Genomic DNA, 24,029 nt, shown 5'->3' with positions numbered 1-24,029 from the left:
CGGTCGCACGCCTGACGGCGGTGCGGCGGGGCGGTGCGCGACGGGTGGCGAGGGGCGGGTGACGAGGGGCGGTAGGCGGGTGGTGGTCGGTGGTGGTCCACGGCGGGCGCACGGGGACGGCGGGCGGCGAGGGCGACCGACGGGTGTACCGCGGGCGGGCGGTGGGGGAGGGCGGACGCGTGGCGGGCAGCGGCGGAGGGGGCGCGGGCCGCGGTGACCGCGGGGCCGCGGGCGGGGCCGGGCGGGCCGCGGTGGTAGACATGTCGCCGTGACCGAACCGGACCTGCAGGGACTGCAGCGCAGACTGGCCGAGTTCGCCGCTTCGCGCGACTGGCGGCCGTACCACACCCCGAAGAACCTGGCGGCGGCGCTCAGCGTCGAGGCGTCCGAACTGCTGGAGATCTTCCAGTGGTTGACCCCCGAGGAGGCCGACCGGGTCATGGACGACCCGGAGACGGCGCACCGCGTGGCCGACGAGGTCGCCGACGTGCTCGCCTATCTCCTCCAGTTCTGCGGGGCGTTGGGCGTCGACCCGTTGGAGGCGCTCTCCGCGAAGATCGACCGGAACGAGCGGCGCTTCCCCGCGGGGCGGCCGCCGGGGCGGTCCGCACGGCAAGATCGTCACTCTTCGGAGTGATAAACTTATCCACACTGAGCCTCCTGTCCACAGATTTCCGAATTCCCCTGGTGTTTCGACTCGGATGGCTTCACTCTGGGTAGTGAATTCGTGAGCGGAGAGTCGTATGAACGGGGACGGCGGGTATGGACGCGGAACGACTCATCTCCATCAGTCGTGATGACCTCGCAGAGAGCCGGGCGGTGCCCGACATCATGGCGTCGGCCTGGCGGGCACAGTGTCTCGCCCAGGCGATCGGGGACCACCTGGCCCTGTTCGGGCCGCGGGAGCTGAGAGGCGAGGCGCGCGGGCTGGGCGAGACCGGCGGCCGCGGGGGCGCCGCCCCGGACCACCCGGCGCGGGGAGCGGGGGCGACGGCGTCGCGGCTGTCCGAAGTGCTCGACCCCCGGGGCACGTTGACGGCGCTCGGCGTGCTACTCGGAGAGGTGGGCATGGCCCTCGTCGGCGTGGCCTGCGCCACGGACGAGGAGGGGCTGTACTGGCAGTGCGTCGAGGCGATCGACGCGGCCGACGAGGCCGGCGACCGGGTGCGCGTCATGCTGCGCCGGCTGGCGGCGCGGGACCGCGCCCGCCCTCCCGACCCGGCGGACGGGCGGCGGGACCGGGCCGGGACGGCACCCGACGGCACACCGGGCGCGCGGCCCACCGGCGCGGGAGGGGGACGCGGTCCGGGCGCGCCGAGGTGACGGCCCCGGCCACTCCCGGCGGCGGGGACGGACACCACCCGTCGCGGCCCGGTCGGCGGCACCCGCCGGGTGCAGGATGGGTGCATGGATCTGCGCATCTTCACCGAACCGCAGCAGGGCGCCGACTACGACACCCTGCTCACCGTCGCCAGGGCCACCGAGGACCTCGGGTTCGACGCCTTCTTCCGCTCCGACCACTACCTGCACATGGGGTCCGTCACCGGACTGCCCGGTCCGACGGACGCCTGGATCACGCTGGCGGGTCTGGCTCGCGAGACCCGGCGCATCCGACTCGGCACGCTCATGACGGCCGCGACGTTCCGGCTCCCCGGAGTCCTCGCGATCCAGGTGGCGCAGGTCGACCGGATGTCGGGCGGCCGGGTCGAGTTGGGCCTGGGCGCCGCCTGGTACGAAGCGGAGCACACGGCGTACGGGATCCCGTTCCCCAAGGAGAGGTTCGGCCGCCTGGAGGAGCAGCTCGCCGTCGTCACCGGCCTGTGGGGCACGGAGACCGGCAGGACGTTCAGCCACGAAGGGAAGTACTACCGGCTCGTCGACTCGCCGGCGCTGCCCAAGCCGGCGCAGCCCAGGGTGCCGATCCTGATCGGCGGCCTCGGCGCGACCCGCACACCGCGCCTGGCGGCCCGGTACGCCGACGAGTTCAACGTCCCCTTCGCCTCCCCCGCCGACACGGAGCGCCAGTTCGACCGGGTCCGCGCGGCCGCCGAGGAGGCGGGGCGGAGCGCCGACGACCTGGTGTACTCCAACGCCCTGGTGGTGTGCGTCGGCAAGGACGACGCGGAGGTGGTCCGCCGCGCCGCGGCCATCGGCCGGGACGTGGACGAGCTGAAGGAGAACGGCCTGGCGGGCTCGCCCGCCGAGGTCGTCGACAAGATCGGCCGGTACGCCGACCTGGGCTGCTCCCGGGTGTACCTCCAGATCCTGGACCTCCACGACCTGGACCACCTGGAGCTGATCTCCTCCCGGGTCCAGACCCAGCTGCGCTGAGCGGCGCCGGGGCCGCACGTACGGGGCGCGCGGCCCCGGCGCCCACCACGACGCCCGTCCCGGCGGCTGCAGACGGGGGTCGACCGGTTCCGACTCCAGGGCCAGGACGGCGAAGACCGGCTCGTGGACGCGCCACAGGGGATCGCCGGCGGCCAGCCGCTCCAGCTGTCGGCGGGGCTCCGGCTGCACGTTGGTCGCGTCGACGACGGTGAGCCGGCCGGCGGCGAGCCGCCTGGGGGCGATGTAGTGGAGCACGTCGAACGCGTCGCGGCTGGCGGCCTGGTCGTTCTCGTCGTCGGAGACCAGCCCGCGGCAGAAGTCCGAGGAGAGGACCTCGGTGGGCTTGAAGTGCCTGCGGGCGAACGTCGACTTGCCGGAGCCGGTGGCACCGACGAGGACCACGAGGGACAGATCGGGGACGGGCAGCGTCCGGGCCCGCGAGGCGGACTCCGCGACGGCGGTGGTGGTCATGCGGCCCTCTCCTCCTTCCCGGCCGGCGCGGTGCCGGGGCGGTCCGCGGGGCGGGGCCCGGCGGGGTGCCGCGGTGCGCGGCGGCGGGGCGCCCGGCGTCGGCGGCGGTGCCGGTGCTGGGGTCCGGAGCGGTACCGGGCGCAGGGGCGGGGCCGGGCGCGGGGTCCGGGGCGGTGTCACGCGCGGGGTCCGGGCCGGGGCCGGGCGCGGGGTCCGGGGCGGGGCCGCCGGCGGCGGCGAACACGGCCATCTGCGTGGGCGGTCCGACCTCCGGGTCCTCCGGGCCGACGGGCGCGAACGCCACGGCGTACCCGTGACGCCCGGCGACGCCGCGCGCCCGGTCGCGGAACTCCTCGCGGGTCCACTCGAACCGGTGGTCGCCATGGCGGGCCTGCCCGGCGGGCAGGGACTCCCAGCGGACGTTGTACTCGGCGTTCGGCGTCGTCACCAGCACGGTGCCGGGCCGGACGGCGCCGAACACCGCGTACTCCAGCGCGGGCAGGCGCGGCGGGTCGACGTGTTCGACCACCTCGCTGAGCACCGCCGCGTCGTACCCCCTCAACCGTTCGTCCGTGTACAGCAGGGAGCCCTGCAGGAGTCGGACGCGCGCGGCCCGGCGCTCGCCCACGCGGTCCGGGTGCAGCCGCCGGGCGGCGAGGGCCAGTGCCCGCACGGACACGTCCACGCCGACGACCTCCGTGGAACGGGGGTCCTCCAGCAGTTCGCGGACCAGCAGGCCCTCCCCGCAGCCCGGGTCCAGGACCCGGCCCGCGCCCGCGTCGCGCAGCGCGGCCAGGACCGTCTCGCGGCGCCGCGCCGCCGGCGGTACCGGCCGCTCCCGCGCGTCGGCGTCCCCGTCGACGGCGTTGTCCAGCTCCCCGGCCTCCGCGTCGTCGGCCGCGGCCAGCCTCGCCAGCTCCAGCCGCTTTGTCGCCTCACGCGTCAGGGACCGGCGGCGCGCCAGGTAGCGGTGGGTGATCAGGTCCCGCTCCGGGTGGTCCGGCGGCCAGCCGCCGCCGGCCCGCAGCAGCTTGTCCACCTCGTCGGGCGACACCCGGTAGTGCTTGGCGTCGTCCAGCACCGGCAGCAGTACGTACGGGTGGCGCAGGGCGTCCGCGAGACGCAGCTCGCCGTCGAGGACGAGGCGGACGTACGGGGAGCGGCTCCACTCGGGGAACCGTTCGTCCGGCGGTACCGGTGCGGCGGTCACCGCCCAGCCCAGCGGCTCGAACAGCCGGCGCACCGGACCGGCGCCGTCCTCCGAGGGCACCGCCGGGACCTCGACGCGCAACGGCAGGGCGGTCGCCGCGAGTTCGGGGCGGGCGGCGCACCGCCCGGCCAGCGCGCTGGAGAACACGTCGCCCAGGGCGACGGCGAACAGCGAGGACGCCGCGTACGGGCGGTCGTCGACGTACCGGGCGGGCACCGTGCCGGGGCCGCGGCCCCGGGCGCCTCCGCCCCCGGCGCGGCGCACCAGCGCGACCGGGTCCACCTCCAGCAGCAGCGCGGCCGTGCAGCGCCCGGGTGTCGCCTCGGGGTAGAGGACGTGGGCGGTGCCGTAGGCGGTGGGGAACGCCTGCGCCTTGTCCGGATGCTTGTGCAGCAGGAAGCCGAGGTCGGTCGCGGGGCGTTCCGGGGGACCGGTCGTACTGACGGTCAGGAGCACCCGGCCGGTATCGAGGCTGCTCCCCGGCACCGACCAGGGGATTTACCGGCCGGCCGGCCGGTGGGCCGGCGGGGGCGGCGCCGGGGCGGTTCGCGCCTCTACACGGCGCGGGAAGCGGGCGCAAGGGGTGGGAGGGGGGCGCGGGGAGCGCGATACCGAGCGGGATGCGCCCGATGCGCTTCTGTTTTTGTTGACGGGCTCGGACCGACCCCCATAGCGTTCTTCACCCCGAAGGAGTGACGCGACGTCAACCGGGTGTTCCGCAACGTCATTCGGAATGCCGCCCCCCACCGAACGGCGTGCGGGCTCCCATCTGGACCGGCCGAACACGCGGCCGTCCGTTCGGGTGTGCGACGCGCGGGTGAGGGGAGCGGAATGAGTCTTTTCGGCCAGGACCGTTCCTTCCTCGAAGCCCTCTCCGCCCAGGACCGCCGCGCCCTCCTCGCCGAGGGCGCCCCCCGCGCCTACGAACCCGGGGCCGTCATGATCCGGGAGCGCGACACCTCCGCCTACGTCCTGGTCCTGCTCTCCGGCTGGGCCGTCGTCTCCGTCGGCACCGAGCGCGGCGCGCGCCTCATCCTCGCCCTGCGCGGCGCGGGCGAGGTCGTCGGCGACCTCGCCGCCGTCGACCAGGGCCCGCGCAGCGCCACCGTCACCGCGCTCGGCCGGGTCCGGGCCGTGTCCGTCTCCGGCGACCGGTTCCGCCGCTTCCTCGCCGCCCGCCCGCACGCCACCGCGCTGGTCATGCGGCAGCTCAGCGCCCGGCTGCGCAGCGCCGACGTCGAGCGCCGCTCCCTCGCCTCCGAGACCGTCCTCCAGCGCCTCGCGGCCCGCCTCGCGGAACTCGCCGAGCGCGCCGGACGGCCCGGCCCGCACGGCACGGTCCTGGAGATCCCGCTGCCCCAGCACGACTTGGCCGCCGCCATCGGCGCCACCCGCGAAGCCGTCGCCAAGGCCCTGCGCCGACTGCGCGAACGCGGCGTCGTCCGGACCGGCCCGCGCCGGGTCGTCGTCACCGACATGGAGGAGTTGCTCCACCTCGCCCAGGGCCGGGGGGCGCGCCCGGCGGGACCCGCGGAGAAATCTCCGCCGGGTGTGTAAACGGCTACACCACCCGCCGCGCCGGGCGGCGACGCTTGCCCTGTCACCACGAGCACCACGGCACATCACGGCACCCAGGGAGTCCGAGTGAGCAGTGCGGGAGCCATCCACAGGCTGGTCGTCTACGGGGACGCCTGCGCCTCCGGGACGCTGGGCATCGACGCGAAGAAGCACATGCGCGCCGCCATGTACGCGTCGTTCGACGAGGCGTACGCCGCCGTCGGCGTCGAGCCCGGACACGTCCACCAGGAGGACCGGGGCGACGGCATCCTCGCCGCCCTGCGCCCCGACGTACCGCCGACGCTCATGGTCGGCCGGTGGGTCGACACGCTCTACGAGAGCCTGCGCGAGCACAACGCCGGGCGCGACCCGCGGCTGCGGCTGCGCGTCGGCATGAACGCCGGCCTCGTCCTCGACGACGGCGAGGGACTCGTCGGCCGCGCCGTGGACCTCGCCTGCCGGCTCTGCGACAGCGCCGCCGCCAAGGAGGTGATGGCCCGCGCCGACGACGCCGACCTGCTCGTCGTCGTCTCCGGCTGGCTGTACGACAACGTCGTCTCCGAGGGCGGCCGGTACGTGGAGCCCGGCCACTACCGGCCCGCCCGCGTCCGCGCCAAGGAGACCGACGAGACCGCCTGGTTCCACATCCCCAGGCGGTCCGCCCCGCCCCTGCCGGACGACCCCGGTGGGGAACCCCCCGGCGCCAGGGGCCGCGCGCCCGGTGCCGCACGGGCCGGCGGTGGGCCGGCGACGGGGGACGGCCCACCGCCCCGCACCACCGCCCCGCCCGGACGCAGCTACCGGGCGGGGGGCGACCTCCAGGTCTTCGAGCACAACACCATCCGCGGCGGCTTCACCGGCATCCGCAAGGACCGCGAAGGAGGCGGACGCGCATGACCGACCACGACGACGCCCCGCAGTCCGACCACCGCGCCGCCGAGGCCGAACCCGCTGACCGCGACCGCGACCGGGACCGCGACCAGGACCGCGACCGCGACGGCGCCGGCAGGGACGGCGCCGACGCCGACCGCGCGCCCGAACCCCCGCCCAACCCCTTCGACCACGCCGGCCGCAACCCGCTCGGCGCGTCCGGCGGCACCGGCGGCGCCGGCACCGCCCACGCCGCCCGCACCACCTTCGAGCACGGCCGCTCCGAACGCCGCTACGACATCCGCGGCGACGGCCAGGTCTTCGAGGACAACACCTTCATCAACCAGTTCTGGACGGACTCCGGGCCGCCCGCCGTCCAGGGCGCCGTACCGGACGAGACCCTGGGCCGGCTCGCCGACGTCTACTGCGAGACCGCCGGCTACCAGCGGATGAAGCAACTCCTGCGCTCCTGCGGGCTGCTCGTCCTCACCGGTGAACCCGGCAGCGGCCGCACCGCCACCGCGCTCGCCCTGCTCTCCGAACTCACCGGCGACCGCGTCACCCGGCTCGACCCGGCCACCGCCGTGCACACGATCACCGACGACGCCCTCCAGCGCGGCCACGGCTACCTCCTGGAACTCCCGCCCGAGGACGGCACCGGCGCCGAGCCCGAACCCGACGGCGCCGACCGGGCACCCCGCCCCCGCCGCCTCACCGAACTCCACCTCGACCGCTTCAGCGGCCAACTCCGCGCCAAGGACTCGTACGGCGTGGTCCTCGTCGAGAGCGGCGCCCTCGCCGACCGGCTCCTCCAGGGCCGGTACGGCGCGTACTGCCCGCCCCCGTCACCCGCCGAGGTCCTCCACCGCCACCTGCGCACCCTGCTGCGCGGCGAGCCCGAGGGCGCCCTCGCCGAGGCCCGCGCCCTCGCCGCCCACGAGGACGTCGTCCGCGCCCTCGGCCTCGACGAACTGCGCCCCCGCGAGGCCGCGCGGCTCGCCGACCACCTCGCCCGCCACCAGAAGGGCGAACTCACCCGGGACCAGCTCCTCGACGACTGCGGCGCCTTCGTCCGCGCCCAGGCCCGCGCCTGGTTCGCCGGCGCCGACCGGCCCGGCACGCTCCCCGAGGCGCTGCCCGCGCTGAACGCCGCCGCGTTCCGCATCGCCGTCGCCGTCTTCAACGGCTCCGCGTACAGCCTCACCGCCGAGGCCGCCGAACTGCTCGCCTGGGAACTCGCCGTCACCCTCGACCCCGCGCACCCCGTCGGACGCCGCCTGTTCGGCACCCACGCCGAAAACCGGCCCGTCGTCGCCCGCTCCGTCGTCGAGGACGGCGAACTCGACCTCGGCGCCGCCCGCGTCCCCGCCCGCGTCGTCCGCTTCCAGGGCGACGCCCTCGCCACCGCCGTCCTCCGCGAGGTGTGGCACGGCCACCACAACGTCCGCGGCCCCGTCGCCCGCTGGCTGCGCGGCCTGTGCGACGACCCCCGCCCCGAGGTGTGGGTCCGCGCCTCCGTCGCCGCCGGCGTCCTGTGCTCCTGGGACTGGGTGTACGGCTTCGGCGAACTCGTCCGCCCCCTCGCCGCCCTCGACGGCCGGGTCCCGCGCATGGCCGCCGCCACCGCCCTCGCCGAGGCCGCCCGCGACCCCCGCGTCCAGCCGGCCGTCGCCGCCGTCCTGCGCGAGTGGGCCAGGAGCGGCGACGCCGCGCTCGTCGACACCGCCGTCCTCGCCCACGGCTACGTCCTGCCCGCCGGGTCCGTCCGCTCCTCCCTCGACGCGCTCGGGGCCGTCGTGCGCGCCGGCGACGGCGCCGACCCCGACCTCCTCGGCACCGCCTCCTTCAGCGCCATGCGCCTCCTGGCCTCCGCCGACCCCGAGACCGTCACCCACCGCCTCGGCCACTGGCTCGGCGACGGGCGGCGCGCCCTCGCCGACCTCGTCCTGCTCACCACGATCGGCACGCTCACCATGCGCACCACCCACCTCTGGGGCCTCACCGAGGTCCCGCACCTCGAACCGCACGGCGCCCGGCCGCTGCTGCTCGCGCTGCTCGCCACCCGGCCCGAACTGACGGCCCCCCTGGCGGCGCTCGTCCGGGCCGCCCTCGGCACCCCCCGCTCCGGGGCGCCCGCCCTGGAGGGCCTCGCCTCCCTGCTGCGGCGCGCCGCCCGGGACCCCGAGACCCTGCGGCTGGTCGACGGCCTCCTGCCGCCGCTCGCCACCACCCCCCGGGACCGCGACCGGTTGCGCGGCCTGCTGACGGGGCTCGTACGCGACCGGGACAAGCCCCTGGACAGAGCCGCGGCCGGCCGCATGTGGGACGCCGTGGCGGAAGGAGCCGAGCGATGACCCCCGGACCCGCCCCGTACGAACCCCGGGACGACGCCGAGCAGGGACGGCCCGACGGCGGCCCGCCCGGGACCCGCCCCCGCGGGCCCCTCCTGCGCGAGTGCCCGCCGCCCTACCGGCGCACCAGCGGACGCCTCGCCGCCGTCCTCCTCTACCGCAACGGCGGCCACCGCGTGATGTGGCCCGACCGCAAGGAGGACCACGGCACGCCCCTCTTCGGCGGCCCCTACACCGTCTTCGAGGTGCTGCTCGGCCGCAACGTCACCGAGTTCGACCTCGAACTGCCCGCCGCCGGCGACGGGGTGTCCTTCCGCGCCAAGGCGAGCGTCCAGTGGGAGGTCGACGATCCGCACCTCGTCGTCACCCGCCAGGTGTGGGACGTCGCCGAACTCCTGCGCGACGACCTCCTCGACGGGCTGCGTGCCGTCTCCCGCCGGTTCGGGATCACCGAGGCCCAGCGCGCCGACGAGGCCGTACGGGACGAACTGGCCGCCGGGCGCCTCCACTTCGGACGGGACCTCGGGCTGCGCGCCCGCGTCCTGGTCTTCTTCGACCTCGACAGCGACGTGAAGGGACAGCTCGCCGAGGCCGACCGCACCCTCGTCGGCATGGGCGTCGACCGGCGCGTCGCCGAACGGGAGCGCCGCAGGGACGCCTACGACCGGCAGCTCCTCGCCGACCGGGCGCGGGAGCTCCAGGCGGTGCTCCAGCAGGGCGAGGCCGCGCAGATCGCCCACCACATGGCGGCCAACCCCGACAAGCAGTGGGAGATCCGCCGGCAGCTCCTCGCGGAGGAGCGGGAGGGCAAGGCCGACTTCCTCGCCGTCCTGCACCGGCTCATCGACACCGGCGTCATCGAGCGCCACGACCTGGACCAGATGACCTACCAGGTCCTGGAGCACCTGCGCAGCAGCAGCGGCGGCGTCCTCGGCGGCGTCGCGGACCGGGTCCTGGACCTGCCGCGCCCCCGGCCCCGCGCCCTCACCGACGGCGGTCCGTCCGCCGAACCGGTCCGCCCGCCCTGGGAGGACGAGCCCCCCGGCCCCCGGCCCGCGGACCCGGGCGACGACGACCCGCACCGCGTCCACGAACCGACCAGCGTCCAGTCCGCCCGCGAACGCGGACACGGCCGCGACGCCGGCGCGCCCGGGCGGGACGCCCTCCGCCGTGACGGCGACGCCCCGTCGTACGCCCCGCCCGCGCCCCCCAGCGCCGACTTCGACGACTGGGACGACGAGTGAGCGGCACGGGCGGCGCCCCCGCCTCCCCCGACGAGGTCCGCGCCCTCGCGGAGCGCCTGCTGAGCACCGTCCGCGAGGACATAGGCCGCGCCGACACCAAGGCGGCGATCCTGCTGTCCGGCGCGCTCGCCTTCCTCGCCGTCGTCTTCGCCCGCAACCCCGCGTACCTCACCGCGCACGGGTTCGCCGCCGTCCTCGTCGCCCTCGCCGTCGCCCTGTGGAGCGTCGGAATGCTGATGCTCGTCGCGGTGGTCCTGCCCCGCACCCGGATCGGCGCCGACCGCACCCTCCTGCGCGACCTCATCGCCGGCGCCCCCGTCGGCGCGCTGCTCGACCGGCTCACCGAGGCCGGTGCCGACACGACTTCCTGGCTCCTTGACCAGGCCAGCGTCCACGGACAGGTCCTGGCCGCCAAATACCGCTGGCTGCGCGCGGGCGTCCTCTGCCTGGCCCTCGGCGCGGCGCTGGCCCTCTCGAGTGAACTGTGGTGACCGAGACATGCGACTGACCAGCACCAAACGCGCCGCGGGGGCCGCCGCCCTGGCCCTGGGCCTGGCCCTGACCGCCGCCCCGCCGCCGGCGCCGGCCGCCCCGGCCCCGGCGGCCGCCGTCGCGGCCGCCCCGGAGGGCGCCGACCCGGTCGACTTCGCCATCGTCGTCGACCAGTCCGACAGCCTGTCCGACGAGGACCTCGCCCGCGAGGTCGAGGCCGCCGCGCTCCTCGTCCAGGGCGAGATCTCCGAACGCTCCCGGGCCACCGTCATCGGCTTCGGCAGCTCCGAGAAGCCCGGCCAGTCGCCCGTGCGGGAGGTGTGCCCGCCCACCGTCGCCGACGCCGCCGGACGGCAGCTCCTCAGCGACTGCGTGCAGCGGCTGGCCCACCGCGACCCGGCCCGCGTCGGCCCGGGCACGGACTTCCCGGCCGCCGTCCGCCAGGCCGTCACCCGCCTCACCGAAGAGGCCGCCCCGACCACCCCCAAGGTCGTCTTCCTCCTCACCGACGGCCGTCTCGACGTGGACGACAGCCCCGAGTACGGCGCCGACCCGGCCAGCCGGAGGGCCAACGGCGCCAAGCGGCTCGCCGACGAACTGGCCCGCGCCCGCCGCGAGCACGTCCAGATCTGGCCCCTCGGCTTCGGCGCGGCCATCGACCGCGCCACGCTCACCGGCATGGCCGAGGGCGGCTACCGGGGCGGCTGCGCCGACCTGCCCTCCGTCACCCCCCGCATGCGGGTCGTCGCCGACTCGACCGGCATCGACGAGGCGTTCCAGGAGACCTTCGCCGCCGCCCGCTGCGCCGGCCTCACCCCCGGCGACTCCGAGCGGCCGCCCGCCGACCTGTACGTGACGATTCCGCCGATCGCCACCGACGGCTCCATCACCGTCGGCAAGCACGATCCGAAGGTCACCGTCACCTACTACGACCCGCGCGGCCGCAAGGTGCCGACCAGCGGGACCTTCGACGGCTCCACCTTCGAGCTCAGCGGCCAGGACGGCCCCGTGGAGGCGCTGCGCGTCAACGACCCGCTGCCGGGCCGCTGGCGCGCCCGCGTCGAGGCGCCCGAGGGGCACCGGGACCGCGAGGTCGCCGTCCGCGCCATCTGGCAGGGCAGGCTCCGCTCCTCCGTCGTCCTCGACCCCGCGTCGCCCCACCCCGGCGAGAAGGCCGTCGTGGAGGTCCGCATGCAGACCCGGCGCGGCGTCTACGTCACCGACCCCGCGCAGCTCGCCGGGATCAAGGTCACCGGGCAGCTCGCCGGCGACGGCTTCGACCCCGTGGGCTTCGCCCTCGCCGACGACGGCCGCGCCCCCGACCGCACGGCGTCCGACGTGCGGTTCACCGGCACGGTCACCGTCCCGGCCGGCGCCACCGGGGCGCTGCGGCTGACCACCCGCATGGCCGCGCCCGGCGTCACCTCCGACCTGCGCCCGCTCAACGCCCGCATCGGCGACGGGTCCCCGGCCGTCGTCGCCGGGATCACCGTGGACCGCACGGCCGTCCACCCCGGCGGCACGGTCCGCGGCACCCTGTCGGTCACCAACAACGACGGCGCCCCCCGCACCCTGCGCCTCACCCTCGCCGACCAGGCGGCCGGTACGGAACTGCGCATCGCCCCCACCACCGTCACCGTCCCGCCGGGCAGCCGCCGCGACACGCCCTTCACCCTGGAGGTCGGCCCCGGCACCCCGCTCGGCGACCTCGGCGGGAAGATCACGGTCGTCGACACCGCCGACCCCGGCCGGTCCCTCGCGGGCGCCTTCCTCGTCGTCCGGGTCGAGGCGCCGCCCACCTGGATCGACCGCTGGTGGCCCGTCCTCGCCGGCGGCGGCGCCGCCGCGCTGCTCGCCGGGGCGTACCTCGCGGTGCGCCTGCGCGCCCGCCGCGACCGGCTCGACCTGACCGGCGTCGAACTGGAACTCCTGCGCGACGGCCACGCCCTGGACCGGCTCACCGTGCGGCACGGGCAGAGCGCGCGCGGCAGGTTCGCCTTCACGGTGGAGCAGGGCCTCGGCACCGCCCCCGCCCTCCAGCGCGGGGGGCCCGGCGCGCCCGGCGCCCACCTGCTGGTCGCCGCCCGCGCCGGAGAGCTCCGGCTGCGCCCCTACGGCGGCCCCGAGCAGCCCGTGCGGAACGGCGCCGCCACCCGGCTCGACGGCGGCCTCGAAGTCGCCGTCCACGACCGCAGGAGCTCCGGCGGCCGCACCGGCACCGGCCGCTCCCGGGCCGACCGCGCCCCGGACGACCGCACCCCGCCCGGCGGGACCTGGCGCGACCGGTTCCGCCGCGACCCCCGCCCCGAGCCCCCGGCCGGCCGCGACGGCGCCTCCGCCTGGACCCGCCCGGACGGAACGGGCGGTACGGGCGGCGGCCACGACGACCGCAGGGCCGGCGCCGGCACCTGGGACCCGAACTTCTGACGCGACACCGCACGACGGGGCCCCGCGTCCCGAGGGGAGACCTCATGAAGATCTACCAGCCCATGCTCTTCGTCGGACTGGGCGGCACCGGCGGACGGATCGGCGCCGAGCTCGAACGGAGCCTGCGCCGCGAACTGTGCGGCCCCGACGGCACCCGGCTCGTGGACGGCGGCCGCCGCGCCCCGTTCCAGCTGCCCGACTGCCTCCAGTTCGTGTACGCCGACTTCAGCGAGGGCGACCTGAAGTGGCACCCGCAGTTCAGCACGAAGGGTTCCGAGGCCGCCGCGTACGCGCGCACCACCCACATGGTGAACGACCTGCTGCCCGGCGGGTTCGAGAGCTCGTCCGACGTGACCCGGATGCTCCGCGTCGCCCTGCACGAGGAGACCCGCGACTGGCTTCCCCCGGACGTCCGCCAGCCCCGCGTCGCCCCCCTCCACAACGGCGCGGGCCAGCTGCCCACCGTCGGCCGCGCCGCCCTCTTCGCGACCCTCCGCGGCGGCCTCGAACCCGTCCTGCGCCCGCTGCGCGCCGCGATCAGCGCCATCGGCACCTCCGCCGGCGACCTCCAGCGGCTGGGCGGCGGCCGCATCCGCGGGTGCGACGTGTTCGTGGCGTTCTCCGTCGCGGGCGGCACCGGCGCGGGCATCTACCACGACTTCCTCCACCTCATCGGGCACGAGTTCCGCAACGCCGGGGTGCCCGGGGTGAAGATCTACCCGCTCGTCGTCATGCCGTCCGCGTTCCCGCCCGAGGCCGGCGGCGGCCGGGAGGCCGAACTCAACGGCGCCCGCGCCCTGGTCGACCTCTCCCGGCTCGTCGACGACCAGAACATGCCCGGCGCCGACTCCGACGTCGGCGACGTCGAGCACCGGTCCCGGATCAGCGTCCGCTACCCCGGCGACACGACCGTGCGGCTGCGCGCCTCCACCGTGCAGACCGCCTTCCTCTTCAGCAAGCCCACGGTCATCCGCAGGGAGGACCTGCGCCGCTCCATCACGGCCCTGGTGATGTCCCTCATCGGCACCGAGCTGCCCGACCGGGCGGGCAGCTCCCAGGACGACTACCAGTCGTTCGCCGAGAGCTTCATCAACAAGGGCGTCGAGCGTTCCAGCCACGCCCCCTCCGGCATCGGCTACCGCAGCATGTCCACCACCCTCGCCGCCTCCCTCACCGTCCCCGTGGACGACCTCGCCGAGATCGTCGCCGCCCGCCTCCTCGCCCAGGCCGTGCGGAGCATGGACGAACGCGCGCGCACCCCCGTCAAGGACGGCACCCAGCGCGTCCGGGAGATGTTCGAACAGGCCCGCGTCGACGCCCTGTGGTCCCGCGCGGCCCCCGACGTCCCCGACCCCGAGGTGCCGCCCCGCGGCAGCCGCGCCGTGACGCTCGCCCTCCACCACCGCCGCGGCGACATGGAGGACGCCCTCGCGCGGCTCGAACGCGACCTCGCCCGCGACATGCCCCGGCTGGTCGAGGAGTTCCAGCCCGGCGGCGCCGTCCGGGAGATGCTCTCCGCGTACGGGCCGTTCGACGTCAGGACCGCGGTCCAGGGGCTGCGCGAGCACCCCGAGCCGGTCGCGGAGGCCGGCTTCAAGGGCATGCTCGACAACCGCCGCAGCGAACCCCGCCGCCCCGCCCACGTCCAGCAGGCCGCCCCGCAGGTGCCCAGGATCAAGGGCGGCGCCGCCGGTCTCGTACCGGCCCGCTGGAGCGACCCCGACGTGCGGAAGGCCAGGACCGAACAGGACGACTGGTACCGCTGGCGCGCCAACGCCCTGTGGCACCACGCCTGGCGGGAGAACGAGTCCCGGTGGCGGCCGGTCCTCAACCACGCCGTCCAGGAACTGGAGGAGCTCGTCACGGCGCTGCGCCGGCACGCCGACGAGGAGGGCAAGGCGTTCGCCGCCCGCCGCCGCGAGCTCTACCGCGACGACCGCAAGGGCGTCTCCTACCTGCTGCCGCCGCAGAACAGCCTCCGCGTCTTCTACGACGACGTCGTCCAGCGCCTCGGCCGCAGCCTGCACCTGCCCGAGGAGAACACCGACGCCGCCCAGATCGTCGGCCGGCTCGTGGGCGCCCCCGACTGGCTGCGCGCCCTGGAGGCCGTGCGCCACTCCCACGGCGCCGCCGTCAAGGAGGTCAAGCACGTGCTGGAGCGGCGCGTCAAGGCGCTGTTCGGGGAGGAGAGCAAGCAGCTCAACGAGCGGCCCCTCCTGCCGTCGATGGCCCAGCTCCTGCGCGCCGCCGCCGGCGACGGGGCGGCCGAGGCCGCCGTGGACGCCCGGTGGCTGGAGCAGTTCCGCGCCCAGGTCGCCGGGCTCCTCCCCGTCGGTTTCACGCCCGACGGCAACGGCCCCCTCAAGGCGCTCATCACCTACCCGCAGAGCGAGGGTGAGGGCCGCACCTCCGACTACCTGAGGAAGGCCCTCTACCTGCCCCCGCACGCCGACGTCGACCCGCACCCCGTCGACTCGGAGTCCATCACCGTCGTGCTGTTCCGCAGCGGGATGAGCCTCACCGACATCTCCGAGGTCCGCGGACTGCTCAAGCTGTGGTCGGAGGCGCGGGAGGCCGGCCGCTCCGACGACTTCCTGCCCTGGCGGCAGCGGCTCGGCTACCAGGACGACTGGCTCGTCAGCACCGAGGAGGACCGGCAGCACATCCTCCACCGCCTCCTGTGCGCCATGTGGAACGGGCTCGTCGGCCACGAGGGCGCCGCGGCCTCCCCGGACGTCGTGCGCATCCGCCTCCAGCGCGGCGAGTCCGCGACGATGGCGCTCCGCGTGGAACCGTTCGACGGGCAGCTCTCCAGCTGGGCGGGGCTCCTGCGGGCGTACGAGCGCACCGCGCTGCTGGAGGAGGAGTCGATCATCGGGGTGTTCTGCGACCGGCTCATGCACATGCAGCCGGCCGGCCTGTCCACCGCTCCGGTGGCGCCGTCCCCGCTCTTCCTGGACCTCGTGGAGGAGATCGCACCGCGCGAGCTGGCCCGCGTGGAGGAGCTCACCGCCCGCTGGGGACCGGAGGAGTGGCTGGAGCCGGTGCGGCACTTCTGGGCCGAGACCCTGCCCGGAGCCCTCGGCCGGCCCTTCGAGACGGAGGGCAAGAGCTCCTCCAGGTCACTGCGCGACCTGTACGAGCGGTACCGCCGCGACCGGGAGGAGCGGGCCGCCGCGCCCGTGCCGCCCGCCGGCGGCCCGCACCCGCCCGGCACCTCCCCCGGCGCCGCGCACCACCACCCCCCGCGGACCGCCCCGCACCGGCCCGGTGCGGAGCCCCGCCGCGAACCCTTCCCCGGGCCCCGGCCCGGAAGCGCACCCGAATCCGCCCCGGCCCCCGCCGACCCGCAGCCCGGCACCGGCCACGCGCCCACGTACCCCTGGGACGAAGAGTGAACCTCCGCGACACCCCCGGCACCTCCCCGGCGCACCGGCAGCCCGGCCACGCCGTCCCGCTCGACCTGCGCCGCACCCCCGGCCCCGACGCGGTGCGCGCCGCGCTCGACGCCTCCGGGCACGGCGACGACGAGCGGCGCTTCCTCGTCCTGGACGACGCGGCCCGGCTCGTCGCCCACCAGCTCCTGTACGAGCGGCTCTACTCGTACGGACCCGCCAGGATCCTCTGCCTCGCCGTCGGCGCCCCCGGGCGGCAGGTCCCCCCTCCCCGGACGGAGCCGGGGGCACCCGGGGGCGCCCTGCACCGCCCGCTGACCCTGCGCCCGCCCGCCGCAGGCGTCCTGTGGATCCTCGACCCGCACACCGGCGACGACCCGGACGGGCTGCGCCCGCTGGTCGAACTCCTCGTCCAGCCGGAGGTGTTCGACGCCGTCCTGCACGGCCTGGCCGGGGTCGTCCACGGCGTCGCCGTCCCGTCCGTCCGGGTCGCGGAGCACGACCTGGGCAACGAGGCCCGCACCCGCGCCTGGAGGCAGGCCCTCGCCGCCCTCGCCGGGCAGGAGGTGACGGGCGGCGGCCCCGGCGACTTCGTCCCGCCCGAACTGGCCCTCCTCCTCGACGACTCCCTGCCCGACGCGGTCGCCGACCACCGCTGGCTGGACCCCTCGCGGCCCGCCTCCGCCCGCCGCCGCGCCTGCGACGACGCGCTGGAGGAGGCCCGCGCCGGGCACCGGCTCGCACGCGGCCCCGCCGGGCTGTTCGGCCGGGCGTCCCGCCGCGGCGACCTGCCCGGCCGGCTCGTGGACCTGGGCCGCGCCGTGGAGGCGTACCGGGACACCGTCGCCGGGGCGTTCACCGACGCGGACGGCGTACGGCTCACCCCGGAGCAGCGGGCCCGGCTCCTGGAGCGCGGCATCGTCCTGCCCGACCTGACCGCCGCGGACCGCACCCGGGTCGTGCCCGCCCTGCGGGCCCTCACCGAGCACCTGCTGGAGCGGCCCCTGCCGCTGCGGTCCGCCGCCGCCCGGCTCGCCGCCCTGTCGGACCGCTCGGCCCCGGCGGGCAGCGCGGCCCGGCTGGCCCGCCTCGACGAACTGTGCGACCCGGCGTACCTGCGCCACCTGGCCGGCCCACCGCCGTTCCGCGCGGGCGGCACCACCGCCGGGGCGGCGCTGCAGGCGCTCGTACCGGCGTCCGCGGCCGGGCTGTGGCCGGGCCCCGGCTGGCTCCTGGGCCCCGCGGTGGGGGCCGTCGCGGCGGCGCTCGGCGCCCTGATGCGGCGCCACCGCCCCAACCGCTCCCCGGACGGGCGCCACGACGGCGGGGGCACCACCCGGGTGACCGCCCGGCTCCTGGGCGGCTTCGCCGGCGGTACGACCGGTGCCGTGGCCGGCTCGCTGCTGGGCCTGCCCGACTGGGCGGGGGTCCTGGCCGTGGCGGTCGCCCTCGTCGGCGCGGTCCTCCTCGCCGTGCGGGACTGGACGAGCTCCGTGGACGCCTGGTGGCGCGACACCGACGCCGAGTACGCCGAGCGGGTCCTCTCCGGCGTCGACCGGCTCCTCGCCGAGACCGCCGTGCACGACTGGCTGTTCGCCGACGCGCGGCACCACTGCGCGGACGGCGCCCGCGCGGCCTCCCTGCTCCTGCGCGCCCTCGCCGCGACCGCCGACGCCCACGGGGAGGGCGACGGCCCGGCCGTCCCCGCCCCGCGCGGCGCCCGGCCGGAGCCCGCCCCCCGCGAGACGCCCACCGCCGGGGCGGACGGCGGCGCCGATCCGTGGGAGTGGGACACCTGGAGCGACAGCGCCGCCGACGACGGCTGGTACGACGCCGCCCCGCCCTCCCGGCCGGGAACCGCACCGGCGGACGGCGGCCCGTACGACGGCGACCCCCGCGGCCCGTACGGCACCGCGGCGCACCCCCACGACCCGGCGGCCGGGCCGCCGCGGCTCATCGGGCCCGCCTACGAGGCCCTCCCGGACCCGTCGGACGACCCGTACGACGGGTTCGACGAGGGCTGGCCGCCGCCCGGCGCCGCCGAGGACCCGCCGTGGCTGGAGCGGGAGCGCGGCGACGGCGGACCGGACCTGGTCGACACCCTCGTCGCCGACCTCGCCTCCGGCATCCGCCGTATCCTCGCCCCCTGCTGGGCGCGGATCGAACGCGACCCCGCCCGCGCCGGGCGGATCCCCCTCGACGGACCCGTGCGCGACCTGCTCGACGAGGTCCGCGGGCGCCTCCTGCGCGACGCGGCGACCTCCCCGCCCCCGCACGACCCGCACCCCGGACGGCGCCCCGACGCCGCCCGGATGACCGGGGTCGCCCCCGACCGGGTGGCCGGCCTCCTCGCCCCCGGCGGCGACGCCGAACCGGCCGTCCCGCTGTGCGGGCCGCAGCACCGGCGGCTGCTGTCGGCCGACCCGCTGGCCGTGCACCGGGTCCGGTTCGCCCCCGAGGCGTTCCGGCGCGGCACGGCCGAACCGGACGGCCGGCCCCGGCCGGACGGGCCGCACCCGGCGACCCCCGCGTACGCGGAGGACGTCGTGTGGACGCCCGCGGGCCGCCACGCCGGCGTGCTGGGCCTCGTACCGCTGCGCGGCGACGCCGTCCGGACGGTCCGCGGGGAAGCCGCCGGAGAGGAGGGCGACCCCTCATGACCCACCCCCACCCGCCCGGTGACGACCTCGCCTTCCTGACCCACGAGGGCGAGCCGGTGCGCTTCGCCGCCCGGTTCGGCGCCGACCGCGAGCCGCCCGGCTGCCCGGGCCGGCTGGCCCGCACGGTCACCCTCGGCGCCGACTGGACGGTCCTGCAGTACCGCGTCGCCCCCGGCGACCCGCACGCGCACGCCGCCCTCGAACGGGAGACCGCCGCGGCCGTCACCCTGGAACGGCGGTACGGACACGAGCGGTTCGGGGAGGTCTTCACCCGCGTCGTCGGCTACGACCTCGACGCGCCCGAGCCGTTCGTCCTGTACCGGATCGCGGACGGCGAGCCGCTCGCCTCCCTCGGCGGCGCCCTCGGCGTCGGGGAGCAGCAGCGGATCACCGCCCAACTGGCGTTGTCGGTGAGGCTCCTGGAAGACGCCGGGCTGGTGCACCGGGCGATCGGCCCGGACACCGTCCGCTGGGACGGCCGGCACGTGCGGCTCGCGGAGCCGTACGCCGCGCTGCGGGCCGGGGAGCCGCGCGAGGCGTACGGCTCCGCTCCCTGGGCCTGCCCCGAGCAGCGGCGGGGCACCGGGGCCGCCGACCCGCGCGACGACCTGTGGTCCGTCGCGCAGCTCGTGTACTTCCTCGCCGCCGGCCGCCCCGACCGGGGCGCCGGCCCGCCCGCCGACCTGGCGGACTTCCGGGCCCTCGCCGCGCTGGACCGGGGCGGCGTCTTCGCGCCGCTGGCCGCCGGGCGCCCCGCCCCGGCCGAGCTGATGCGCCTGCTGAACGTCCCCGACCCGCTCGCCCTGTCCGCCGGCGACCCCGGTCCACCGGACGGCGGCACCGGCTACGACGCCCGGATCGCCCGCAAACGCGCCGACCTGGGCCTCGACCGGCCCCCGCCCGGAGAACCGGGGGAACGGGCGCGGCAGGGCCGCCGCTGGTGGCCCGGACGGGCCCCCGCCCGGCGGCCCGCACCGGCCCCGGCGGCCCCGGCGGCGCCGTCGCCGCCCGCCGCCGACACCGCGTCGGCGGAGCGGCTGTGCCCGCACTGCCTGCTGCCCGTCGCCTACGACGAGTCCCGCCTCGTCACCATCGACCCGAAGGGCGACCGCGTCCCCCTCGACCTGGGCGGCCTGCCGCCCGCCCACCGCGAGGACGCGCTCCGGAAGGCGTACCAGCCCTGCCCGTACGCCGACGGGGGCACCCTGCACGAACTGCCCGTGCCGTACCTGACCAACGGACGGCCCCTGACCGTCGCCCTCGTCGGCAGCTCCGGCGCCGGCAAGACCCACCTCCTCGCGGCGATGCTCGGCGAGGTCGAGCAGGGCGCCCTGGCCTCGTACGGCCTCACCTGCCTGCCGCTGAACCCGGACACCCACCGCACGTTCCTGCGGGAGCGGGTGCAGAGCCTCCTGCAGGGACGGGAACTGGGCCGCACCGGGCAGCAGGCCTTCGCCCGGTTCGCGGACGGGTTGCTGGTCACCGGGCACGGACCGGCCCGGCCCGTCGTCTTCTTCGACCTCGCGGGCGAGGACCTCGCGCAGGACGGCGAGGTGGCGCGGTTCCTGACGGGCGTCGACGCGTTCATCTTCGTCCTCGACCCGCTGCGGGCCCTGCGCCTGCCCTCCCTGGACCCGGTGCGGGAACTGAACGGGCTGCGGCGGCGGGACCTGGGCGACGAGGCGTTCACCACCGTCCTCAACCGCATCCCGCGCACCTGGGGCCCCTACGTCGCGGCGCCCGCCGCGATCGCCGTCAACAAGAGCGACCTCCTCCGCGTCGAGCCGGCCGTCGACCGGTGGCTCGGCCGCGCCCTGCCGCCGGCGTACCGGGTGGAGGAGGCGCGCGCCGAGAGCCGCGACGTCCACGGGTTCGTCACCCGGCACGCGACGTCCGCGTGGCTGCGGCCGTTCGACGACTGCGCCCGCTGCACGCTGCACTTCGTGGCGGCCACCGGCGGGCAGGCGCGGGACGACCGGTTCCCGCACGGCGTCCGGCCCCGCCGGGTCCTGGCGCCCCTGCTGTCGATCTTCGCCATGTGCGGGCTCCTGCCGGGAGTGGACCACCGAGAGGCAGGGATCTGATGTCCTCCCACGACAGGTCGGCCGACCAGATCGTCTTCCGCTGGGACACCGACAACCTCTCCGGCACCACCGGGTTCGGGCCCGTCGCCTGGTCCTGCGCGCCCGAACGGGCCGACGCGGTGTTCCGGACGGCGGCGCCGCTGCTGCGGGCCACCGGCGAGGCGACGGCACCCGCGCTGCTGCGCCTGGAGAACGGCGACCGGATCCTGCTGGTGCACCGGGCGCCGTGGCGCGAGGCGGGCGGCCGGGCCGGCACCGTCTGCCACGCCCTGATGGGCCCGGCCGACCTCCTCGACCCCGCGACCTGCCTGGGCCTGCACCCCTGGTCGTGGGAGGGCGGCGACCTGCCGCTCGCCGAGGTACGGGGCGCGCTGCCGCCCGTCCCCGGGTCCGCGCTGCTGCCCGCCGCCGACGCCGGCATGCGGCTCCTCTCCGACGGCCTCGCCCCGGTGCGGCGCGAACTGGTCGGGGCCGTCGCCGAGTTCCTGCGCCACCCGAAGGCCGGGTTCACCTTCCTCGACCCGTCCGGAGGGGCGGCGCACCGGGTGCTGTGGGGGCTGTACGGCCTCTTCGGCGGCCGGACCGCGCGGCGGTGGACGTTCGCCACGCACGACACGGTCGAGTCGGACCTGCTGCGCTTCGTGTTCGTCAGCCGCTGGACCGGTGAGGCGTCCGGCAGCGGCGCCCGGCGGCGCGCCGATCCCCTCGAACGGTGCGGGGACCGCGCCGAGTCCGTCGCGGAGCGGCTGGTCCGCCACCACCTGCGCGAGGAGTACGCGGTGGGGGCGGCCCTGCGGCGGGCCGCGGACCGCCACCGGGCGGCCCGCGGCGGCCCCGTGACGTGGCTGGCCCTCGCCGAGGCGGCGCTGTCGGACCTGCCGCCGGACCGGCCCCCGGCCCGCTTCTCGGGCCGGCTGCCGGATCCGCCTTCGAATCGGCCGCTGGACCAGCCCCCGGGGCGGCCGCTGGACCAGTCCCCGCCCCGTCCCGCCGCCCCGCCGCCGCGGAGGGCCCCGGCGGGTCCTCCGGTCCCGGTCGTGGCGCCCGAGTGGCCGGCACCGTCCGAGGAGCGGTCGCGCACGCGCAGGTGGCGGGGGGGCGGTTCGACGCGGCGGCGCGGACCCGCCGATGACGAACTGCTCCGCGCCCTGCGGGCGGGCACCGGCGGGTACGAGGCGCTGACGGCCCTGATGGGGGAGGTGGCCGAGCGGTGGCCGTCCTGGAACCGGGAACGGCGCGCGGCCCTGTGCGCGATCCTCCTGGACCGGGAACTGTTCGTCACGGACCGGGCGGGCGCGCTCCGGGCGCCCGACGACGTGCGGGCCGCGAACGCCGCGTCGCTCTACCGCTGGGCGGTGCGTCCCCTGCTGGACGACCCGGCCCTGGCGGCCCGGGTGACGGACCTTCTTCCGCGCCTGAGCACCGGTCCGCACCGCGCGGCCCGCGCGGCGGTCCGGCAGATCACCCAGAGCCCGTCCCCGGGCCTCCCGGAACCCGCCTGGCAGGCCCTGCTGCGGGCCGCCAGTCTCCCGCCCGGGACCGTGGGGGACCCGGGCGGCGCCCCCGCCCCGCCCCGCCGTACGGCCGGACGAGGCCGGCCGGCCGGCCCGTGCGGACGGCCCGGGCCGCGCGCCGGGAGCACCCCCCGTACGAGGCTCTCCCCCGAGCCGCGCGGGAGGGCCGCCCCGGAGAGGGCGGTCCCCGGGGTGACCGTTCCGGGGAGGTCCGCTTCGGAGAAGACCGTTCCCGGGACGGCCGTTCCCGGGACGGCCGTCGCCGGGAGAACCACCTCCGGCAGGACCGCCCTCGGGAGGATCGCTCCTGGAACGACCGTCCGCAGGAGGACCGCTTCGGAGAGGACCGCTCCCGGGAGGACCACGTCCCGGAGGGCCGCTCCCGGGAGGACCGTCCTTGGGAAAGGCGCGCGGACGAGGGCCCCACCGGTGCCGGACGTCCGTACGGGGCCGGGCCGCGGCGCGGCGGCGAGACCCGGCCCGCCGGGCCCACCGGGCCCGACCGCTTCCGGCCGGGTGGCGCGTGGTCCGGTACCGGTCAGCCGTCACCGGACGGACCCCGCCTCCCGGAGGAGGGCCGGACGGCCCCGGGTACGGACGGGGACGGCCGCCCCTTCGGCCGGGACCGCGTCCCGCAGTCGCGGGGCGCGGCGCCGCGCCCCCCGGCCACCGGGGCGGCCCCCCGGGACGCGGGGACCGACTGCGGGCCCACCGATGTCGACCGTCGTGACACCGGCCTCGCCCCCCGGGACACCGGGGGCGACTACGGGGCCGGCAGGATCGCCCCCCGGGACACCGGCCTCGACCGTCGTGACACCGGCCTCGCCCCCCGGGACACCGGGGGCGGTTACCGGCCCACCGGCGTCGACCCACACGACACCGGTGCCGAGCCACACGACGGCGGGATCGCCTACGGGGTCACCGACGCCACCCCCGGCCCACCGGTGCCACCCCCCGGTCCACCGACACCAGCCCCCAGGCCGCCGACACCGCCCCCCGGAGCGCCGGTGGCACCGCGCCGCGCGCCGGGGGCCGGGCGGCGGACCCGGCGCCCGGCCGGCCGGGCGCGGCATCCCCCGCGAAGGTGCGGGACCCGGCGGCCCGGAGCCGGAGTGGCGACCCATGACGGGGGGCCGCCCCGGGGAGGCTCCGCTCGGGCACCGTCCGGACCCCACTCCGCCGCCCCCCGCGCACCCGCCCCGCTCCGCGGGGGAGGGGGCGCGGGACGGCTCGGGGCGGCCTCCGGGGGACCGGCGCCCACCGGCCTCCGGACCGGACTCGCGCGGGGGCGCCGACCCGCCGGGCGGCGCGGACCGGCGGCCGTTCCTCGTGGTCGGCGCCGGAACCGGGACCATCCTCGCCCTCGTCGGGGTGATCATTGTCTTGATATCGCGCTCGTGTGCGTGATCGGAACAGTGCTTTC

13 protein-coding genes and 2 pseudogenes are annotated in these 24,029 nt (G+C 77.3%); 13 read left to right on the top strand and 2 right to left on the bottom strand.

The window, feature by feature from the left end; all coding sequences use genetic code 11:
* Nucleotides 1-268 precede the first annotated feature (268 nt).
* The 3 genes from LUW75_RS03530 (at nt 269) to LUW75_RS03520 (ending at nt 2,331) form a co-directional block, all read left to right on the top strand.
* A complete protein-coding gene (locus LUW75_RS03530; protein ID WP_250334322.1) occupies nt 269-637 on the top strand; it encodes a nucleotide pyrophosphohydrolase in 369 nt (122 codons plus the stop codon).
* Between the two features lie 125 nt (nt 638-762).
* Nucleotides 763-1,323, top strand: a complete 561-nt coding sequence (locus LUW75_RS03525) for a DUF6099 family protein (RefSeq protein ID WP_250334321.1) — start codon at nt 763-765, stop codon at nt 1,321-1,323.
* Nucleotides 1,324-1,407: 84 nt separating this feature from the next.
* Nucleotides 1,408-2,331: an LLM class F420-dependent oxidoreductase gene (locus LUW75_RS03520; protein WP_250334320.1), complete on the top strand. Its 924-nt coding sequence runs from the start codon at nt 1,408-1,410 to the stop codon at nt 2,329-2,331.
* Here LUW75_RS03520 and LUW75_RS03515 read toward each other — a convergent pair.
* Together LUW75_RS03515 and LUW75_RS03510 are read right to left on the bottom strand one after the other, a co-directional pair.
* Nucleotides 2,302-2,802: pseudogene (locus LUW75_RS03515) on the bottom strand (AAA family ATPase); the annotation flags it as partial. The gene LUW75_RS03520 and the pseudogene LUW75_RS03515 sit on opposite strands and share 30 nt — an antisense overlap.
* A gap of 237 nt (nt 2,803-3,039) precedes the next feature.
* Nucleotides 3,040-4,468 (bottom strand): annotated as a pseudogene (locus LUW75_RS03510) (3' terminal RNA ribose 2'-O-methyltransferase Hen1); the annotation flags it as partial.
* Nucleotides 4,469-4,843: 375 nt separating this feature from the next.
* On the opposite strand from LUW75_RS03510, the gene LUW75_RS03505 reads away from it, so the two are divergent.
* From LUW75_RS03505 to LUW75_RS03460, 10 genes are all read left to right on the top strand, one after another.
* Entirely contained in the window at nt 4,844-5,569 is a 726-nt protein-coding gene (locus tag LUW75_RS03505) for a Crp/Fnr family transcriptional regulator (protein ID WP_250334319.1), read from the top strand.
* 87 nt (nt 5,570-5,656) lie between these two features.
* A complete protein-coding gene (locus LUW75_RS03500) occupies nt 5,657-6,466 on the top strand; it encodes a nucleotidyl cyclase domain-containing protein (RefSeq protein ID WP_250334318.1) in 810 nt (269 codons plus the stop codon).
* Nucleotides 6,463-8,793 carry an nSTAND3 domain-containing NTPase gene (locus LUW75_RS03495; protein ID WP_250334317.1) on the top strand — a complete coding sequence of 777 codons (2,331 nt, stop codon included), beginning with the start codon at nt 6,463-6,465 and terminating at the stop codon, nt 8,791-8,793. The genes LUW75_RS03500 and LUW75_RS03495 overlap by 4 nt, the downstream gene beginning before the upstream one ends.
* On the top strand, nt 8,790-10,034 hold the full coding sequence (locus LUW75_RS03490; protein ID WP_250334316.1) for a hypothetical protein: 1,245 nt from the start codon (nt 8,790-8,792) through the stop codon (nt 10,032-10,034). The genes LUW75_RS03495 and LUW75_RS03490 overlap by 4 nt, the downstream gene beginning before the upstream one ends.
* Nucleotides 10,031-10,525 carry a Pycsar system effector family protein gene (locus LUW75_RS03485; protein ID WP_250334315.1) on the top strand — a complete coding sequence of 165 codons (495 nt, stop codon included), beginning with the start codon at nt 10,031-10,033 and terminating at the stop codon, nt 10,523-10,525. Before LUW75_RS03490 ends, LUW75_RS03485 begins: the two co-directional genes overlap by 4 nt.
* Nucleotides 10,526-10,532: 7 nt before the next feature.
* Nucleotides 10,533-12,953: a vWA domain-containing protein gene (locus LUW75_RS03480; protein WP_250334314.1), complete on the top strand. Its 2,421-nt coding sequence runs from the start codon at nt 10,533-10,535 to the stop codon at nt 12,951-12,953.
* A 44-nt stretch (nt 12,954-12,997) separates the two neighbouring features.
* Nucleotides 12,998-16,351: a tubulin-like doman-containing protein gene (locus LUW75_RS03475; protein ID WP_250334313.1), complete on the top strand. Its 3,354-nt coding sequence runs from the start codon at nt 12,998-13,000 to the stop codon at nt 16,349-16,351.
* Nucleotides 16,348-19,008, top strand: coding sequence for a hypothetical protein (locus LUW75_RS03470; protein ID WP_250334312.1), 2,661 nt, complete (start codon nt 16,348-16,350; stop codon nt 19,006-19,008). The genes LUW75_RS03475 and LUW75_RS03470 overlap by 4 nt, the downstream gene beginning before the upstream one ends.
* Nucleotides 19,005-21,092 carry a hypothetical protein gene (locus tag LUW75_RS03465; RefSeq protein WP_250334311.1) on the top strand — a complete coding sequence of 696 codons (2,088 nt, stop codon included), beginning with the start codon at nt 19,005-19,007 and terminating at the stop codon, nt 21,090-21,092. The genes LUW75_RS03470 and LUW75_RS03465 overlap by 4 nt, the downstream gene beginning before the upstream one ends.
* Complete coding sequence (locus LUW75_RS03460; protein ID WP_250334310.1) at nt 21,092-24,013, top strand: hypothetical protein; 2,922 nt, start codon at nt 21,092-21,094, stop codon at nt 24,011-24,013. Before LUW75_RS03465 ends, LUW75_RS03460 begins: the two co-directional genes overlap by 1 nt.
* Nucleotides 24,014-24,029 lie beyond the last annotated feature (16 nt).

Origin of the sequence: Streptomyces sp. MRC013 (assembly GCF_023614235.1) — a bacterium.
Lineage (GTDB): Bacteria > Actinomycetota > Actinomycetes > Streptomycetales > Streptomycetaceae > Streptomyces.
This window is presented reverse-complemented; position numbering and strand designations above follow the sequence as displayed.

Coding starts and splice junctions, on each gene's coding strand:
- LUW75_RS03525 (WP_250334321.1), top strand. CDS start 763: ATGGACGCGGAACGACTCATCTCCATCAGTCGTGATGACCTCGCAGAG.
- LUW75_RS03520 (WP_250334320.1), top strand. CDS start 1,408: ATGGATCTGCGCATCTTCACCGAACCGCAGCAGGGCGCCGACTACGAC.
- LUW75_RS03505 (WP_250334319.1), top strand. CDS start 4,844: ATGAGTCTTTTCGGCCAGGACCGTTCCTTCCTCGAAGCCCTCTCCGCC.
- LUW75_RS03495 (WP_250334317.1), top strand. CDS start 6,463: ATGACCGACCACGACGACGCCCCGCAGTCCGACCACCGCGCCGCCGAG.
- LUW75_RS03490 (WP_250334316.1), top strand. CDS start 8,790: ATGACCCCCGGACCCGCCCCGTACGAACCCCGGGACGACGCCGAGCAG.
- LUW75_RS03480 (WP_250334314.1), top strand. CDS start 10,533: ATGCGACTGACCAGCACCAAACGCGCCGCGGGGGCCGCCGCCCTGGCC.
- LUW75_RS03475 (WP_250334313.1), top strand. CDS start 12,998: ATGAAGATCTACCAGCCCATGCTCTTCGTCGGACTGGGCGGCACCGGC.
- LUW75_RS03465 (WP_250334311.1), top strand. CDS start 19,005: ATGACCCACCCCCACCCGCCCGGTGACGACCTCGCCTTCCTGACCCAC.
- LUW75_RS03460 (WP_250334310.1), top strand. CDS start 21,092: ATGTCCTCCCACGACAGGTCGGCCGACCAGATCGTCTTCCGCTGGGAC.